The 16427-nt window shown below is 70.2% G+C and carries 17 protein-coding genes; 12 read left to right on the forward strand and 5 right to left on the reverse strand.

Annotated elements, in window-relative coordinates; all coding sequences use genetic code 11:
• The first annotated feature begins 21 nt into the window (after positions 1-21).
• Genes CRP56_RS30895 through CRP56_RS30905 form a run of 3 tightly spaced genes read left to right on the forward strand, consistent with a single transcriptional unit; the run spans position 22 to position 1547 of the window.
• A complete protein-coding gene (locus CRP56_RS30895; RefSeq protein ID WP_097269505.1) occupies positions 22-513 on the forward strand; it encodes an RNA polymerase sigma factor in 492 nt (163 codons plus the stop codon).
• On the forward strand, positions 497-952 hold the full coding sequence (locus CRP56_RS30900; protein WP_373559697.1) for a hypothetical protein: 456 nt from the start codon (positions 497-499) through the stop codon (positions 950-952). The genes CRP56_RS30895 and CRP56_RS30900 overlap by 17 nt, the downstream gene beginning before the upstream one ends.
• 43 nt (positions 953-995) lie before the next feature.
• Positions 996-1547 (forward strand): hypothetical protein, encoded by a 552-nt coding sequence (locus tag CRP56_RS30905; RefSeq protein WP_097269507.1) that lies wholly within the window; start codon positions 996-998, stop codon positions 1545-1547.
• On the opposite strand, the gene CRP56_RS30910 is transcribed toward CRP56_RS30905, so the two are convergent.
• Positions 1536-2225 (reverse strand): glycerophosphodiester phosphodiesterase, encoded by a 690-nt coding sequence (locus tag CRP56_RS30910; RefSeq protein ID WP_097269509.1) that lies wholly within the window; start codon positions 2223-2225, stop codon positions 1536-1538. The two genes, CRP56_RS30905 and CRP56_RS30910, sit on opposite strands and share 12 nt — an antisense overlap.
• Before the next feature lie 48 nt (positions 2226-2273).
• The gene (locus tag CRP56_RS30915) at positions 2274-3335 is read right to left on the reverse strand and encodes an adenosine deaminase (RefSeq protein WP_101924599.1); all 1062 of its coding nucleotides are present in this window, start codon (positions 3333-3335) and stop codon (positions 2274-2276) included.
• A 151-nt stretch (positions 3336-3486) separates the two neighbouring features.
• Between CRP56_RS30915 and CRP56_RS48555 the strand changes: the two genes are divergently transcribed.
• Entirely contained in the window at positions 3487-4647 is a 1161-nt protein-coding gene (locus tag CRP56_RS48555) for a hypothetical protein (protein WP_257041259.1), read from the forward strand.
• Here CRP56_RS48555 and CRP56_RS30925 read toward each other — a convergent pair whose 3' ends face one another.
• A complete protein-coding gene (locus CRP56_RS30925; protein ID WP_097269511.1) occupies positions 4648-5244 on the reverse strand; it encodes an NADAR family protein in 597 nt (198 codons plus the stop codon).
• 208 nt (positions 5245-5452) lie between these two features.
• Between CRP56_RS30925 and CRP56_RS30930 the strand changes: the two genes are divergently transcribed.
• From CRP56_RS30930 to CRP56_RS30965, 8 genes are all read left to right on the forward strand, one after another.
• Positions 5453-6997, forward strand: a complete 1545-nt coding sequence (locus CRP56_RS30930) for a gamma-aminobutyraldehyde dehydrogenase (RefSeq protein WP_097269513.1) — start codon at positions 5453-5455, stop codon at positions 6995-6997.
• Positions 6998-7049: 52 nt separating this feature from the next.
• The gene (locus CRP56_RS30935) at positions 7050-8297 is read left to right on the forward strand and encodes an ABC transporter substrate-binding protein (RefSeq protein ID WP_097269515.1); all 1248 of its coding nucleotides are present in this window, start codon (positions 7050-7052) and stop codon (positions 8295-8297) included.
• On the forward strand, positions 8294-9457 hold the full coding sequence (locus CRP56_RS30940; protein ID WP_097269517.1) for an ABC transporter ATP-binding protein: 1164 nt from the start codon (positions 8294-8296) through the stop codon (positions 9455-9457). The genes CRP56_RS30935 and CRP56_RS30940 overlap by 4 nt, the downstream gene beginning before the upstream one ends.
• On the forward strand, positions 9457-10386 hold the full coding sequence (locus CRP56_RS30945; RefSeq protein WP_097269519.1) for an ABC transporter permease: 930 nt from the start codon (positions 9457-9459) through the stop codon (positions 10384-10386). Before CRP56_RS30940 ends, CRP56_RS30945 begins: the two co-directional genes overlap by 1 nt.
• Positions 10387-11187, forward strand: coding sequence for an ABC transporter permease (locus tag CRP56_RS30950; protein WP_097269522.1), 801 nt, complete (start codon positions 10387-10389; stop codon positions 11185-11187). It begins immediately after the preceding gene.
• 36 nt (positions 11188-11223) lie between these two features.
• Positions 11224-12651 (forward strand): NAD(P)/FAD-dependent oxidoreductase, encoded by a 1428-nt coding sequence (locus tag CRP56_RS30955; RefSeq protein WP_097269523.1) that lies wholly within the window; start codon positions 11224-11226, stop codon positions 12649-12651.
• Positions 12652-12790: 139 nt separating this feature from the next.
• Complete coding sequence (locus CRP56_RS30960) at positions 12791-13243, forward strand: hypothetical protein (protein WP_097269524.1); 453 nt, start codon at positions 12791-12793, stop codon at positions 13241-13243.
• 204 nt (positions 13244-13447) lie between these two features.
• Entirely contained in the window at positions 13448-13945 is a 498-nt protein-coding gene (locus CRP56_RS30965; RefSeq protein ID WP_097269525.1) for a GntR family transcriptional regulator, read from the forward strand.
• On the opposite strand, the gene CRP56_RS30970 is transcribed toward CRP56_RS30965, so the two are convergent.
• Together CRP56_RS30970 and gabT are read right to left on the reverse strand one after the other, a co-directional pair.
• Positions 13902-14720: a phosphatase PAP2 family protein gene (locus CRP56_RS30970; protein ID WP_257042009.1), complete on the reverse strand. Its 819-nt coding sequence runs from the start codon at positions 14718-14720 to the stop codon at positions 13902-13904. The genes CRP56_RS30965 and CRP56_RS30970 overlap by 44 nt on opposite strands.
• Before the next feature lie 189 nt (positions 14721-14909).
• Positions 14910-16244, reverse strand: a complete 1335-nt coding sequence (gabT, locus tag CRP56_RS30975; RefSeq protein ID WP_097269528.1) for a 4-aminobutyrate--2-oxoglutarate transaminase — start codon at positions 16242-16244, stop codon at positions 14910-14912.
• Positions 16245-16427: the final 183 nt, after the last annotated feature.

A 16427-nucleotide genomic window follows, 5' to 3' on the forward strand; every position in this document is an offset into this window, starting at 1 on the left:
CCCCCCACCCACTGGAGAACGTTGAAACGGTCCCGAGAGAAGGCGGCGTCCGAGCTGTTCGCCGCGCTCTATCCGCGCCTCGCCGGCTGGTGCCGTCGGCTGGTCGACGACGACGAGACGGCCCACGAGCTCGCCTCGGAGGCGTTCACCAGACTGTGGGCGCGCTGGACCGCGGTGGAGGAACCGCAGGGCTTTCTCTACGTCACCACGGCCAACCTCGTCCGCGACCACTGGCGCAAGCTGGAGCGCGAGCGCCGGGCCGTGCGCCGGGTGGCCACGGAGGCGGAGCTCGGGCCCCGGTCCGAACCGGCGGACCCCTCGGTACGGTTGCTCGTCCAGTCGCTGCCGGAACGCCTGCGGGTCCCGATCCTCCTGCACTACTACGCCGACATGCCCGTCCGGGAGGTGGCGCTGCTGACCGGACGCAAGGAAGGAACCGTCAAGGCCGACCTCCACGCGGCCCGCGAACTGCTCCGCGCCCACCTGAGGAGGAGTCTTGATCACACCAGCTGACGACGGCCCGGACTTCGACTCCGACGTGCATGCCGGCTTCGACTCCTACGTCCACGCCGGCTTCGACGACCCGATCGCCGTGATTCTGCGTCCCCCGGCCGACTATCTCGGCCCGCCGCCCGGGCGCTACGAGGCGATCCGCCGGGGCGCCGCCCGGCGCAAGCTGCTGCGGGCCGCCGCCGGGGCGGGACTGGTGTGCGCGGTCGCCGCTCTCGTCGTACTGCCGCTGCGCCAGGCGGATTCCGGCGCTCCCGCCGCTCCCACGGTCCCGCTCGCGCCGCCGCCCGCGAGCGTCCCCGCGTCCCCTCCCGCGAGCAGTCCGCCGAGCGACTCCGCGGTGCCGTCGGAACCGGCCGGGACCCCCATGCCCTCACCCAGCGCGGTGCCTTCGGGGACCGTGCCGACCTTCGCGCCGTCCGCGCCCGGGGCAGCCCCCTGAAACGCTTTTTGAACATGTTCAACTCCAGGCGTACGCTCCTCACATGAGCGACAGAGCCGCCCTGCTCAAGGGCATCCGCGCCTGGTTGGTCCTCTTCGTCATCTGCCTGGTGCTCAGCGGCGCCACGGCCTTCCCGCTCGTCCACGAACTGCGCTGGACCGAGGAACTGCTGACCCATGTGCCCGCGCCCGACGCCCTGACGGACTGGATCACCCGGGTCCGGCAGGGCCTCGACACCGCCGACGCCGACTACCCCTTCCTCCTCTACGGCACCGACTGGCTGGCCTTCGCCCACCTCGTCATCGCGGTCGCCTTCTACGGCCCCTACCGCGACCCGGTCCGCAACATCTGGGTCGTCGAGTTCGGGATGATCGCCTGCGCCGGCATCGTCCCGCTCGCGCTGATCTGCGGGCCGATCCGCGGCATCCCGTTCTGGTGGAGCGTGATCGACATGGCGTTCGGGGTCTTCGGGGTCGTACCGCTGTACGTCCTGCGGAAGAAGATCAAGCGGCTGGAGGCACTGACCGGCGCCACCGCCACCGCCACCGACACCGCCGCCGGCCCGGCGACGGTGGCGCAACGCTCACGCGTGTAGGTCGCGCAGGGTGCAGAGGGCGTCGATGCGGTTCGTCGTGATCGAGTCGACGCCCGCGGCGATCAGGCGGCGCATCGAGCGGACCGTGTCGGGGGTCCAGACCGAGAGCAGCAGGCCGTCGCGGTGGACGCGTTCGGCGAGGGCCTTGTCGACCAGCGGGAAGCGGTAGTTGAGCCAGCGGGGACGGACCGCGTCCACCAGCGTGGCGCGCGGCGGGGCCAGGGACGTGCAGGTCAGCGCGATCTCCGCGGCCGGGTCGGCGGCGCGGACGGCGAGCATGGCCGGGGCGCCGGCGCAGTAGTAGACGCGGTCCTCGGCGCCGGCTTCCCGTACGACGTCCACGACGCGGCGGGCCGCCTTCACGTCCGGTGTTCCGGGCAGGTCGAGCATCAGCCGGGCGCCGTCAGTGGCGGCCAGCGCCTCCCGCAGGGTCGGCACCTTGCCGTCCGTGAGGCCGCGGACCTCGTCCGACGACAGGGACAGCAGCGGCCGGTCGTGCTCCCACAGCCGCTTCAGCGTCGCGTCGTGCAGCAGCACGGGGACGCCGTCCCTGGTGAGGCGTACATCGACCTCGACGGCGTCCGCGCCCAGGTCGAGCGCGGAACGCAGGGAGTCGAGCGTGTTCTCACGGACGCGATAGGGGTCGCCTCGATGGGCCACTGCCGTCAGCTTGTGCATGGGCCCATTGTGGTGGTCGAGGCGGGGTACCGGTGCGGTGCGGTCGGCTCAGGGGGCGAGCCACGCCTCGGTGTACGTGTCGATCTCGTCCTTGATCCGAGCCTTGCCCGGCTCGTCGAGGAAGGAGGCGTCGACCGCGTTCTTCGCCAGGTCGGCCAGGCCTCGCTCGTCGAGGTCGAGGAGGCGGGCGGCCACCGCGTACTCGTTGTTGAGGTCGGTGCCGAACATGGGCGGGTCGTCGGAGTTGATCGTGACGACGATCCCGGCCTTCACGAATTCCTTGATCGGGTGCTCGTCGAGCGTGCGTACCGCGCGGGTGGCGATGTTGGAGGTCGGGCACACCTCCAGCGGGATCCGCTCCTCGGCGAGGTGGGCGAGGAGCTTCGGGTCCTGGAAGGAGTTGGTGCCGTGCCCGATGCGCTCGGCGCGGAGGTGGGTGAGGGCGTCCCACACCGTCTCCGGGCCGGTCGTCTCACCGGCGTGCGGGACGGAGTGCAGGCCGGCCGCGATCGCGCGGTCGAAGTACGGCTTGAACTGCGGGCGCGGTACGCCGATCTCGGGGCCGCCGAGCCCGAAGGAGACCAGGCCCTCGGGGCGGAAGCGGTCGTCGGTGGCGAGCCGCACCGTCTCCTCGGCGGAGACGAGACCCGCCTCGCCGGGGATGTCGAAGCACCAGCGCAGTACGGTCCCGAAGTCGGCTTCCGCCGCCTTGCGGGCGTCCTCGATCGCCTCCATGAACGCCTTCTCGTCGATGCCGCGGCGGGTCGAGGAGTACGGCGTGATGGTCAGCTCGGCGTAGCGGACCTGCTGCCGGGCCAGATCGCGGGCCACCTCGTACGTCAGCAGACGTACGTCCTCCGGCGTGCGGATCAGGTCGACGACGGACAGGTACACCTCGATGAAGTGGGCGAAGTCCGTGAAGGTGAAGTAGTCGGCGAGGGCCTCCAGGTCGCTGGGGACCTTGGAGTCGCCGTGCCGCGCGGCCAGTTCCGAGACGATCCGGGGGGAGGCGGAGCCCACGTGGTGGACGTGCAGTTCGGCCTTGGGCAGCGCGGCGATGAACGCGTGCAGGTCGCGCGGGATGCTGGGGTCGACAAGGCGGTCGGTCAAGGTTCCTCCCCGGAACGGCGCCCTCGGCCGGATACGGCGGGGCGCGGGTGATCGGCTGATCGGTGACTCGGGGATCATCGTAGGCCGCCCCCGTGGGAGAGATGCCCTGGCCGTAGCATGACGGGGCATCCGAACCGAGGGGAACCCACGCATGCCCGACGAGGCGCAGACCCCGGACCCGTCCCGGGACGGGCCGACTCCGCCGCCTCCCGAGGTGAGCCTGGGCAAGCCGGACGCGACGGGGGAGACGTCCGGGGCGGGCCCGGAGCCGGATGCCGGGCGGGACCCTTGGGCGCCGCCGCGGCCTGCGGGTGAGGCGATCGCGCCGCCGCCCCGGGACACATGGGCGTCGCCGACCCGTGACGCGGAGGCGATGCCGACGGTGTTCGGGGAGGACGTGCCGTTGGCGGGGGATGCGTCCGGGGTGCCGGCGGGGGAGCCGGCCGACGCGGACGGCCCTGGCGGCACCCTCGTGTCCGACGACCCGCTGTCCTGGCCGCCTCCGTCGGTCCACGACCAGCGGACGGTCACGTCGATGCCGGGGGTGGACGGGACGGGGGCGACGCCTGTGCCCACGGCGGCACCGGGGAACGGCCCGTCCGTGTCACAGCCCTGGGCCAACCCCTTCGCCGCACCGGGGAACGGTACGGCGAATGCCGAGGCCGCCCCCTTCGCACCCCCGGCCGACCCGGCGAGCGGGGCCGCCAACCCCTTCGCCCCGCCGACCGGCCCGAGCACCGCCGCGAACAGCCCCACCAACCCCTTCGCCCCACCCAGCGGCCCTGCCCCCGTCCCCTTCACCTCACCGTCCGCCGCAACCCCGCCGAACCCCTTCGCACCTCCGACCGGCCCCGCCGGCCCGCCCCCCTACGTTCTCGACGCCGCCGTGCCGCCACCCCCCATCGCCCCCGAAGGCCCCGGGCAGGTGCCCTACGGCTATCCGGGCAGCGGCTACGGATACCCCGGTCAGCCGCAGGGTTACCCGGCGCAGGCCCAGGGTTATCCGGGACAAGCCCAGGGTTACCCGGGCCAGCCCCAGGGCTACTACGGCTGGCCCGGCATGCAGCCGTTGCCCGCCAACGGCATGGGTACCGCCGGGCTCGTGCTCGGCATCCTCTCGGCGATCGTGTTCTGCCTGTGGCCGGTGGCCATCGTCCTCGGCGTCCTCGGCGTGATCTTCGGCTCGATCGGCCGCGGCAAGGCGAGCAAGGGCATGGCCACCAACGCCGGTCAGGCCCTGGCCGGGATCATCTGCGGAGCCGCGGGGATCGTGCTGGGCGTGGGGATGCTCGTCCTTCTCCTAGTGACCTAGCTAGTCAGGCTGACCGGCACCGCCACCGGCACCGTCATCCGCCCCGGCCCGCAACCGCCCCCGCGCCTCCATCAACGCGAACCCCAGCAGGTTCGGCCCCCGCCACCGCGCCGGATCCGACGCCGCCTCGTCCGTCGCCGCCAGGCCGATGCCCCACACCCGGTCCACCGGGCTGGCCTCCACCAGCACCCGCTCCCCGGTGCTCAGCAGGAACTCCCGCAGCCGGGCGTCCGACGCGAACTTGTGGACGCTGCCCTCGACGACGATCCCGAAGCGCTCGCGCTGCCACATCTCCTCGTCGAAGCCCCGGACCAGCCGCCCTTCTTTCTTCGCCACGGACGGATGCCCGGCGGCCAGCACCCGCCGCTCCGCCTCCGCGTCGCCGAACAGCCGCGCCTTGCCGGCCATCATCCAGTGCTCGGCCGTCTCATACGTCACCCCGTCCACCACGAACGGTGACGGCCACCACTGGCTCAGACAGCTCGCGCCGATCCGGCCGTCGGGCAACGGCCGGTGTCCCCAGAAGTGCAGGTACTTGACCCTCGCCCCCGCCGCGACCGCGCTGACCAGCGCGTCCCGAGAATCGATCTTCGTCATGCATGCGAGTCTGGCAGGCGCCACTGACACTCCGTCCTCCCTTTTCCTCCCTCGCTCGACACCTGGTCGACAGATTCCGTCGCGTAACCAAAAGGCAACAACGGAATCACTTGTTGGACGGCATTTGCTCTGTCAGGATCGGCACTCAAATCGAGCTGGAGCTACGCCCACCGCCTGTGAACACGGGCCGGCGGCGGAGGAGAGCGACATGCACAACCCGGGCAACGCCACCCCGGACCATCCCGAGCGGTTCGCCGCGCAGGAGCGCCTCGCGGACGGTGCGCAGTTCATCGCGGGCCGGCTGGCCAAGGGCACCTCCGGACGTACGCACGCGGTCGTCGACCCGTCGACCGGCGAGGAGGTGTATACGTACGAGCTGGCCGGCCCGGCGGACGTGGACGCGGCCGTCGCCGCCGCCCGTGCGGCGTTCCCCGGCTGGGCGGCCACCACCCCCGGCGAGCGCTCCGACGCCCTGCACCGCTTCGCCGCCGTCCTCGCCGAGCGGGCCGAGGAATTCGCCCGCGCGGAGTCGCTCCAGTGCGGCAAGCCGCTGAAGCTGACGCGTGAGTTCGACGTGCCGGGGACCATCGACAACACCGCCTTCTTCGCCGGTGCCGCACGGCACCTTCAGGGGCAGTCCGCGGGCGAATACTCCGGGGACCACACGTCGTACGTCCGCCGCGAACCCATCGGTGTCGTCGGGTCCATCGCGCCCTGGAACTATCCGCTGCAGATGGCCGCCTGGAAGATCCTTCCGGCCGTCGCCGCCGGTAACACCATCGTCCTCAAGCCCGCCGAGCTCACGCCCCTGACCTCGCTGCTGTTCGCGCAGGCGGCCACCGACGCCGGCATCCCCGACGGTGTCATCAACATCGTCACCGGGACGGGCAAGGAGGCCGGCGAGCATCTCGTGGGCCACCCCGACGTCGCCATGACCTCCTTCACCGGGTCCACGGCCGTCGGCAAGCGGGTCGCCGAGATCGCCACCGCGACCGTCAAGCGCATCCACCTGGAGCTCGGCGGCAAGGCGCCCTTCGTCGTCTTCGACGACGCCGACCTCGACGCCGCCGTCAACGGCGCGGTCGCCGGCGCGCTCATCAACACCGGCCAGGACTGCACCGCCGCCACGCGCGCGTACGTGCAGCGGCCCCTGTACGAGGCGTTCGTCGAGAAGACGGCCGCCCTCATGGAGACCGTGCGGCTGGGGGACCCCTTCGCCGCCGGCACCGACCTCGGCCCGCTCATCTCGCACGTCCAACGGGACCGGGTCGCCGCCTTCGTCGACCGTGCGCGCGCCTACGCGCGCGTGGTGACCGGCGGCGAGGCACCGGAAGGGGAGCTCGCCAAGGGCGCCTACTACCGGCCCACGCTCGTCGCCGACGCCGCCCAGGACAGCGAGATCGTCCAGTCCGAGCTGTTCGGGCCGGTCCTGGTCGTCCTGCCCTTCGACAGCGACGACGAGGGGATCGCGCTCGCCAACGACACCCCGTACGGACTCGCGGCCTCCGCCTGGAGCCGGGACGTCTACCGGGCGAACCGCGCGACCCGCGAGATCAAGGCCGGGTGCGTGTGGGTCAACGACCACATCCCGATCATCAGCGAGATGCCCCACGGCGGCTACAAGGCGTCCGGCTTCGGCAAGGACATGTCCTCGTACTCGTTCGAGGAGTACACCCAGATCAAGCACGTCATGTTCGACAATACGGCGGTGGCCAGGAAGGACTGGCACCGCACGATCTTCGGGGACCGATAGCTGAATCAGGCCGCCCGACCCGCGGCCGACCCTCCGAAAGGGCACCACGCGCATGGAGCAGTACGAGCCCGACCGCCTGAGCCCGGCCCAGGTGGCCGCCATACGGCGCAGCTTCCGCAATGGCCGGGCCGCCATGACCCGGCGGTCCCTGCTGCGCGCCTCCGCGGGCGGCGCGCTCGCGGTCGGCGGCCTCGGGGCGCTGACCAGCTGCGGCATCCCCGCGGCCGGCAACACCCAGGGCGGCGTCTCCGCAGAGGACCACTCGGCCAAGGAGAAGGTCGTCAACTTCTCCAACTGGACCGAGTACATCGACGTGGACGAGAGCGAGAAGCACCACCCCACGCTCGACCAGTTCAAGAAGCGGACCGGTATCTCGGTCAAGTACACCGAGGACATCAACGACAACGTCGAGTTCTTCGGCAAGATCAAGCCGCAGCTCGCGGCGGGCCAGGACACCGGCCGCGACATCATCGTCCTCACCGACTGGCTCGCGGCCCGGCTCATCCGCCTCGGCTGGGTCCAGAAACTGGACGCCTCCAACCTGCCGCACGCCTACGCCAACCTGTCGGCTCAGTTCCGCGACCCCGACTGGGACCCGGGACGCGCGTACTCGTACGTCTGGCAGGGCATCTCGACCGTCATCGCCTACAACAAGAAGGCGCTGGACGGCGTCGAGGTGAAGTCGGTCTCCGACCTGCTCGACAACCCCAAGCTCAAGGGGCGCGTCGGCTTCCTCTCCGAGATGCGCGACAGCGTCGGCATGACCCTGCTCGACATGGGCAAGGACCCGGCGAACTTCACCGCCGACGACTACGACGCGGCGATCGCCCGGATGCAGAAGGCCGTCGACAAGGGCCAGATCCGCCGCTTCACCGGCAACGACTACACCTCCGACCTGACCAGCGGCGACTTCGCGGCCTGTATCGCCTGGGCCGGCGACGTCGTACAGCTGAAGGCCGACAGCCCGGACATCGACTTCATCATCCCGGACAGCGGATACATGACGTCGACCGACAACTTCCTGATCCCGAACAAGGCCCGGCACAAGACGAACGCCGAGCGGCTCATCGACTTCTACTACGAGCCGAAGCCGGCCGCCGAACTCGCCGCGTACATCAACTACGTGTCGCCGGTCGACGGGGTGAAGGCCGAGCTGGCGAAGATCGACCCGGATGCGGCGAACAACCCGCTGATCATCCCGGACAAGGCCATGGCCGCGAAGTCTCACGCCTTCCGCTCGCTGAGCTCGAAGGAAGAGACCGAGTTCGAGCAGAAGTTCGCGAAGCTGACTGGGGCGTGACCACCGTGACGAACAAGAACGAAACCGGCGGGGACGTCCGCCTCTCGGGCATCAGCAAGACGTACGACAACGGCTTCACGGCCGTACAGCCGCTGGACCTGACCGTGCCGCAGGGCTCCTTCTTCGCCCTGCTCGGTGCCTCCGGCTGCGGCAAGACCACCACCCTGCGGATGATCGCGGGCCTGGAGGAGCCGACGACCGGCACCGTGTTCCTCGGCGACCAGGAGGTCACCCATCTGCCGCCCTACAAGCGGCCGGTGAACACCGTCTTCCAGTCGTACGCCCTCTTCCCGCACCTCGACATCTTCGAGAACGTCGCCTTCGGTCTGCGCCGGCGTGGCATCAAGTCGGTGAAGAAACAGGTCGAGGACATGCTGGAGCTCGTCCAGCTCGGCGAGCAGGCGCGCAAGAAGCCGCACCAGCTCTCCGGCGGCCAGCAGCAGCGCGTCGCCGTCGCCCGTGCCCTGATCAACCACCCCAAGGTGCTCCTCCTCGACGAGCCCCTCGGCGCCCTCGACCTCAAGCTGCGCCGCCAGATGCAGCTGGAGCTCAAGCGCATCCAGACCGAGGTCGGCATCACCTTCGTGCATGTCACACACGACCAGGAGGAGGCCATGACCATGGCCGACACGGTCGCCGTGATGAACGCGGGGCGCGTGGAGCAGCTCGGTTCGCCGAGCGACCTGTACGAGAACCCGCACACCACCTTCGTCGCCAACTTCCTCGGCACCTCCAACCTCATCGAGGCCGAGGTCGACACGAAGAACGGCGACGACATCGTGCTGAAGGCCGGCGGCGGCAAGCTGGTGCTGCCCGAGTCGCGATGTTCCGCGCCCACCACGACCGGCGGCAAGGTGCTGGTCGGCGTCCGCCCGGAGAAGATCTCCCTCACCCACGCCGACGACGCGGGCGAGATCCCCGAGGGCCGCAACCGCATCACGGGCACGATCGCCCACAGCAGTTTCATCGGCGTCTCCACGCAGTACGTCATCGACAGCGCGGTCTGCCCCGAGTTCGAGGTCTACGTCCAGAACATCGAGCGCGACTCCCGGCTCGCGCCCGGCGCCGACGTCGTCCTGCACTGGAGTCCGGCCCACACCTTCGGCCTCGACGCCGCCCAGGACATCGACGCGGGAATCCAGGAAGAGGCGGCGGTCTGATGGCGACCCTCACCGAGGCGCCGCCGCCTCTCTCCCCGACCGCACCGGAGAAGAAGCCCCCGCGCAAGCGCGGCCGGCTCGTGCCGTACTGGCTGCTGCTGCCCGGCATGCTCTGGCTGATCGTCTTCTTCGCGCTGCCGATGGTCTACCAGGCCTCCACGTCCGTGCAGACGGGCTCCCTGGAGGAGGGCTACAAGGTCACCTGGCACTTCGCCACCTACTGGGACGCGCTGTCCGAGTACTGGCCGCAGTACCTGCGCTCGATCCTCTACGCGGGTTCGGCGACGATCCTCTGCCTGGTCCTCGGCTACCCGCTCGCGTACCTCATCGCCTTCCGGGCGGGCCGCTGGCGGAACCTGATCATGATCCTGGTGATCGCGCCGTTCTTCACCAGCTTCCTGATCCGCACCCTCGCCTGGAAGACGATCCTCGCGGACGGCGGCCCGGTCGTCGGCGCCCTGAACTCGCTGCACGTCCTGGACGTCACGAGCTGGCTCGGCTGGACGACCGGCGACCGGGTGCTGGCCACCCCGCTGGCGGTGGTCTGCGGTCTGACGTACAACTTCCTGCCGTTCATGATCCTGCCGCTGTACACCTCGCTGGAGCGCATCGACACCCGCCTCCACGAGGCCGCCGGCGACCTGTACGCCAAGCCGGTCACCACGTTCCGCAAGGTGACCTTCCCGCTGTCGATGCCGGGCGTCGTCTCCGGCACGCTGCTGACGTTCATCCCGGCGGCCGGTGACTACGTCAACGCCGATCTGCTCGGCTCCACGGACACCCGCATGGTCGGAAACGTCATCCAGTCGCAGTTCCTGCGCATTCTGGACTACCCGACGGCGGCGGCACTTTCCTTCATCCTCATGGCCGCCATTCTCGTGATGGTCACCGTCTACATCCGCAAGTCCGGGACGGAGGATCTGGTTTAAATGGCCTTCGTCAACTGGCTCAAGCGTAATTTCGTCGTCATCGCGGGACTTCTCACCCTCGGTTATCTGCTGCTGCCGAACGTCGTCGTCACGGTGTTCTCCTTCAACAAACCGAAGGGGCGCTTCAACTACGAATGGCAGCAGTTCTCCACCGACGCGTGGAAGGACCCGTGCGGTGTCGCCGGCATGTGCGGCTCGCTGTCGATCAGCCTCCAGATCGCGGCGTTCGCGACGATCGGCGCCACCGTCCTCGGCACGATGATCGCCTTCGCCCTGGTCCGCTACCGGTTCCGCGCCCGCGGCGCCGTGAACTCGCTGATCTTCCTGCCGATGGCGATGCCCGAGGTCGTCATGGCCGCCTCGCTGCTCACCCTGTTCCTCAACATGGGCGCGCAGCTGGGCTTCTGGACGATTCTCATCGCCCACATCATGTTCTGCCTGAGCTTCGTCGTGACGGCGGTGAAGGCACGCGTGATGTCGATGGACCCGCGTCTCGAGCAGGCGGCCCAGGACCTCTACGCCGGCCCGTTCCAGACCTTCGTCCGGGTCACCCTGCCGATCGCCGCCCCCGGAATCGCGGCGGGCGCGCTGCTCGCCTTCGCGCTCTCCTTCGACGATTTCATCATCACCAATTTCAACGCGGGCTCGACCGTCACGTTCCCCATGTTCGTCTGGGGCTCGGCACAGCGCGGTACGCCCGTTCAGATCAATGTGATCGGTACGGCCATGTTCCTGGTCGCCGTACTGCTGGTCCTGACCTCTATGGTCATCACCAATCGCCGCAACAAGCAAAAGGCATAAGCCTTTACCGCATCACCCCTGTAGGGAGTTGAAATCATGGCCCCAAGAGCCATGAGCCGTGGCAGTCATTCGATCAAGGCACTTTCCGAAGCCCAGCCGGTCCCGTACTGGCTGGACGACCCCGGCAAGCCCCACCCCGAGCCCGCCCTCACCGGCCCCGAGACCTGCGACCTGCTGGTCGTCGGCGGCGGCTACAGCGGACTGTGGACCGCGCTCCTCGCCAAGGAGCGCGACCCGCAGCGGGACGTGGTCCTGCTGGAGGGCCGCGAGGTGGGCTGGGCCGCCTCGGGCCGCAACGGCGGCTTCTGCGCCGCCTCCCTCACCCACGGTCTGGGCAACGGGCTGACCCGCTGGCCGGACGAGATCCACAAACTGGAGGAGCTGGGCGCCCGCAACCTCGACGAGATCGAGAAGGCGGTCGCCCGCTACTCCCTCGACTGCGACTTCGAGCGCACCGGCGAGATCGACGTCGCCACCGAGACGTACCAGGCGTGGGAACTGCGCGACTGGTACGAGGAGATGCAGCGCCAGGGCCTCGCCGAGGGCGTGGAGTTCCTGGACGCGGAGGCGGTCCGGGAGCAGGTCGACTCGCCGACGTTCCAGGCGGGGCTGTACGACCGCCGGGGCGTCGCCATGCTCAACCCGGCGAAACTCGCCTGGGGCCTGAAGCGGGCCTGTGTGCAGCTCGGCGTCCGCGTCTACGAGCACACCCCCGCCCTGACCCTCAAGCCGTACGGCGCCGGCATGGCCGTACGCACCCCCTACGGGTCGGTCCGGGCCCGCAAGGTCGCGCTCGGCACCAACATCTTCCCCAACCTGGTCAAGCGCGTGCGCTCGTACACCGTCCCGGTCTACGACTACGCGCTGATGACCGAGCCGCTCAGCGACGAGCAGCTCAAGGAGATCGGCTGGCAGAACCGGCAGGGCCTCGGTGACTCGGCCAACCAGTTCCACTACTTCCGGCTCTCGGCCGACAACCGGATCCTGTGGGGCGGTTACGACGCCGTCTACCAGTACGGCGGTCGCGTCCGCGCCGAGTACGACGACCGGCCGGAGACCTACGCCAAGCTCGCCGACCACTTCTTCACCTGCTTCCCGCAGCTGGAGAGCGTCCGCTTCACGCACGCATGGGGCGGCGCGATCGACACCTGCTCGCGCTTCTCGGCCTTCTTCGGCACCGCCCACCACGGCAACGTCGCCTACGCGGCGGGCTATACGGGCCTCGGTGTCGGCGCGACCCGGTTCGGCGCGGACGTGATGCTGGACCTGCTGGCGGGGGAGACCACCGAGCGGACCTCCCTGGAGATGGTCCGCAAGAAGCCGCTGCCGTTCCCGCCCGAGCCGTTCGCCTGGACCGGCATCGCGCTGACCAAGTGGTCGCTGGCGCGGGCGGACTCGCACGGCGGCCGGCGCAACCTGTGGCTGAAGACCATGGACCGGCTGGGGCTGGGCTTCGACAGCTGACCCACGCTCGTGCGGGGGCGCATTCAGGGTGCGGCCCGGTTCACTTCAACAAAGTGCCGAAACCCGCGTAATGCCTGCCCAGGACCCCCCTCTCCCTCGTGACGCGCTCCGCGTCCACGGAGGAAAGGGAGGTCCCCACATGACTGGGGCGAAGACGGCGGTCGAGTGGCTGGCATCGGTGGCTCCGGATCCCGAGGCCTGCCGCTGGGAGTGGGAACGCAACCCCCTCGGGGTCGCGTTGCTGCCCGCCGGCAAGGCCTGGGACGTGCTCATCCTGCCGGGCGAGCTCGGCTATCCCACGCTCGACGTCCTCACCCGCATCATCGACCAGCCCGGCCCGGTGCTGGTCGACTTCGGCGACGCGCGGATGGGGTTCCTGGTGCCGCCCGGCACCGCCGCGCGCTGGGTCGGCACCGGGATCCGCACGGCCGGTGCGGGCACCTGGATCGTCGTGCCGTATCCCGGACGCTCCACCGGCGGGGTCCGCTGGCTGGTTCCGCCGGACGGCTCCGGCACCCTGACCGATCCGGCGCTCCTCGAACTGGCGATGCACGAGGCGGCGGCGGGGCTGGCCACGGACGACGAAGGCTGACCGTCCGACGGGCGCACCGTCACACGGCTGTCGCACTCCCCCTTCCCGACAGCGCACCGTGACTCCGTGACGCCTCGTCGCACGTCCTTCGTCCGACATCTCGTCGGCCGCCCGTGCGGCCGACGCGGACCGTCTGACACGACCGTCGCACGCCGACTACTTTGATACGGCCGGAATCCTGACGACGCGAAGGAGCCGGGCCGTATGACCGACATAGACAGCCAGTTCCTGCGCGGCCTGTTCGACGAGGAAGGCAGCCTCTACGCGGGGCGCGGGACGGCGCTGTACCGCCTCTACGGCGTCGAGGGCCTGCTGTACGTCGGCATCTCGACGTGCCCGCTCACCCGGGTCCGCACCCATCTGCGCGACAAGCCGTGGGGTCCCGATGTCATCGGCATCAGGATCGAGTACCCGGCCGACGCGGCGGAGGCCGAGCGCGACGCCATCCGATCCGAGCGGCCGCGCCACAACGACACGTACAACGGCCGCCCCGAGGAGATCTGGAGCCGGCTGGCCGACCGGCTCCGCGCCGACATCACTGCGGGCCGCATGCTCCCGGGCGAACGGCTGCCGAGCCCCAGGAAGTTCGCCGCGTCGGAAGGCGTCGCGGTGTGGGTCGGTGAGCGCGCCTACCAGGTGCTCAGGGAACGCGGGCTGGTCAGGAGTGTGCCGCGGAAGGGCTGGATCGTGGCCGCCGGTTGAGGAAGAGCCACAGCGAGCCGAGCAGCACCGCGCACAGGAACCAGCTGGCGACGACGTCCAGCGGCCAGTGATAACCGCGCCGCACCAGCCCGAACGAGACGCCGAGCACGGCGAGGCCGCACAGCGCGACGAGGGTACGGCGGGCCCACGCGGTCCGCAGCCACGGCAGGAGCAGCAGCGTCGCGGAGCCGTACGCGACGGCGGCGGTGGCGGTGTGGCCCGAGGGAAAGTAGCCGGGGCCGGGCGGCATGACAGGGGTGCCGTGGCGGGCGGTCAGTTCCTTGAGCGGGACGATCAGCGCCGGGACCAGGGCCATCAGCACGGCCGCGGCGGTGGCCGGCAGCCACCAGCGGTCTGTACCGGTGCGCCGGGCGCGCAGCGCCACGTAGCCCAGGACGACGGCGAGGATCGGCACCGCCACCTGGATGTCGCCCAGGTCGGCGAGGAGTTCGGAGGCGCGGTCCGGGTGGCGGAGGGCGCGGCTGACGCGCTCGTCGAGGCGGAGCAGGGGGCCGTCGGCCATGACCTGCCAGGTGATCAGCGCGAAGAGGAGGGCCGGAAGCCCGAGAAGGAGGAGAAAGAAGGAGGTCGGCCGCCCCGGAACAGGGGGGGTGGTTCCGGGGCGGCCGAACGGACCGGATCGTCGCGCGCCCCGGGGGGTTTGGGGCGCGTGACCGTCCGATCGGTGAGGAGATCCGAAGCCGGAGGCTCCGGTTGTGTGCGCGAGGGCACGACCAGGTCGAAGCTGGGGAGGCCCCGGCCTGATGTCGCCCACAGTCCCCTGTGGGCGGGGTGTATCTCTCATCTGGGTAGAACCTACGGCAGCGAGTGGGGGTACGACAGCCGGAATCGGGTCCTGCCATGCACCTCGCACACCTTCTTCACACCCTCTGCAGTCGGCCGCCCCAGACCCGGAATCCGCTGTGCGTTCACACCCGGGGCGGCTGTGAACGGAGTGGTTCGCTCAGATACGGGCGAAGGCCTGCTCAATGATGTCGAGGCCCTCGTTGAGGAGGTCCTCGCCGATCACGAGCGGGGGCAGGAAGCGGAGCACGTTGCCGTAGGTGCCACAGGTGAGGACCAGCAGGCCCTCCTGGTGGCAGGCCTTGGCGAGCGCGGCGGTGGCCTCCGGGTTCGGCTCCTTGGTGGCGCGGTCCTTCACCAGCTCGATGGCGATCATCGCGCCCCGGCCGCGGACGTCGCCGATGAGGTCGAACTTCTCGGCCATGGCCCCGAGGCGGGCCTTCATGATCGCCTCGATGTTCTTGGCCTTGGCGTTGAGGTCCAGCTCCTTCATCGTCTCGATGGAGCCGAGCGCACCGGCGCAGGCGACCGGGTTGCCGCCGTACGTGCCGCCCAGGCCACCGGCGTGCGCGGCGTCCATGATCTCGGCGCGGCCGGTGACGGCGGCGAGCGGCAGACCGCCCGCGATGCCCTTGGCGGTGGTGATCAGGTCCGGGACGATGCCCTCGTCCTCGCAGGCGAACCACTGCCCGGTACGGCAGAACCCGCTCTGGATCTCATCCGCGACGAAGACGATGCCGTTGTCGGCGGCGAACTGGCGGATCGCCGGCAGGAAGCCCTTGGCGGGCTCGATGAAGCCGCCCTCACCGAGCACCGGCTCGATGATGATCGCGGCGACGTTGTCCGGGCCGACCTGCTTGGTGATCTGGTCGATGGCCTGCGCGGCGGCCTCGGGGCCGGCGTTCTCGGCACCGGTCGGCCAGCGGTAGCCGTAGGCGACCGGCACGCGGTACACCTCGGGAGCGAAGGGCCCGAAGCCGTGCTTGTACGGCATGTTCTTCGCGGTCAGCGCCATGGTGAGGTTCGTACGGCCGTGGTAGCCGTGGTCGAAGACGACGACGGCCTGGCGCTTGGTGTACGAACGCGCGATCTTGACGGCGTTCTCGACGGCCTCGGCGCCGGAGTTGAACAGCGCGGACTTCTTGGCGTGGTCACCGGGGGTCAGCTCGGCCAGCGCCTCCGCGACCTCCACGTAGCCCTCGTACGGGGTGACCATGAAACAGGTGTGGGTGAAGTCGGCGAGCTGGGCGCTCGCACGGCGTACGACGGCCTCGGCGGAGGCGCCGACGGACGTCACCGCGATACCGGAACCGAAGTCGATGAGCCGGTTGCCGTCGACGTCCTCGATGATGCCGCCGCCCGCCCGCGCGGTGAACACGGGCAGCACCGAGCCGACGCCCTGCGCGACCGCTTCGAGGCGGCGGGCCTGCAGCTCCTGCGACTTCGGGCCGGGGATGGCGGTGACGATCCGGCGCTCCTGCGGAAGTGCGCTCATGAGGGGCTCCTGGGGGTGTGGCGTACGGCGTCTTACCGAACGTCTTGCGGACGCATGTCTCTTTTCTCGCAGGCTAGGGCGGCAAGCGGAGGGTGGGCATGCTCCATGTGGGCGGTGTCAGGGGGGCGGGTTTGTCCGTGGTGGACATAGCGGTGCCGACCGGTGGGCCGGCGCGGGCGTCCG

Source organism: Streptomyces sp. TLI_55 (assembly GCF_900206255.1).
GTDB classification, from domain to species: domain Bacteria; phylum Actinomycetota; class Actinomycetes; order Streptomycetales; family Streptomycetaceae; genus Streptomyces; species Streptomyces aquilus.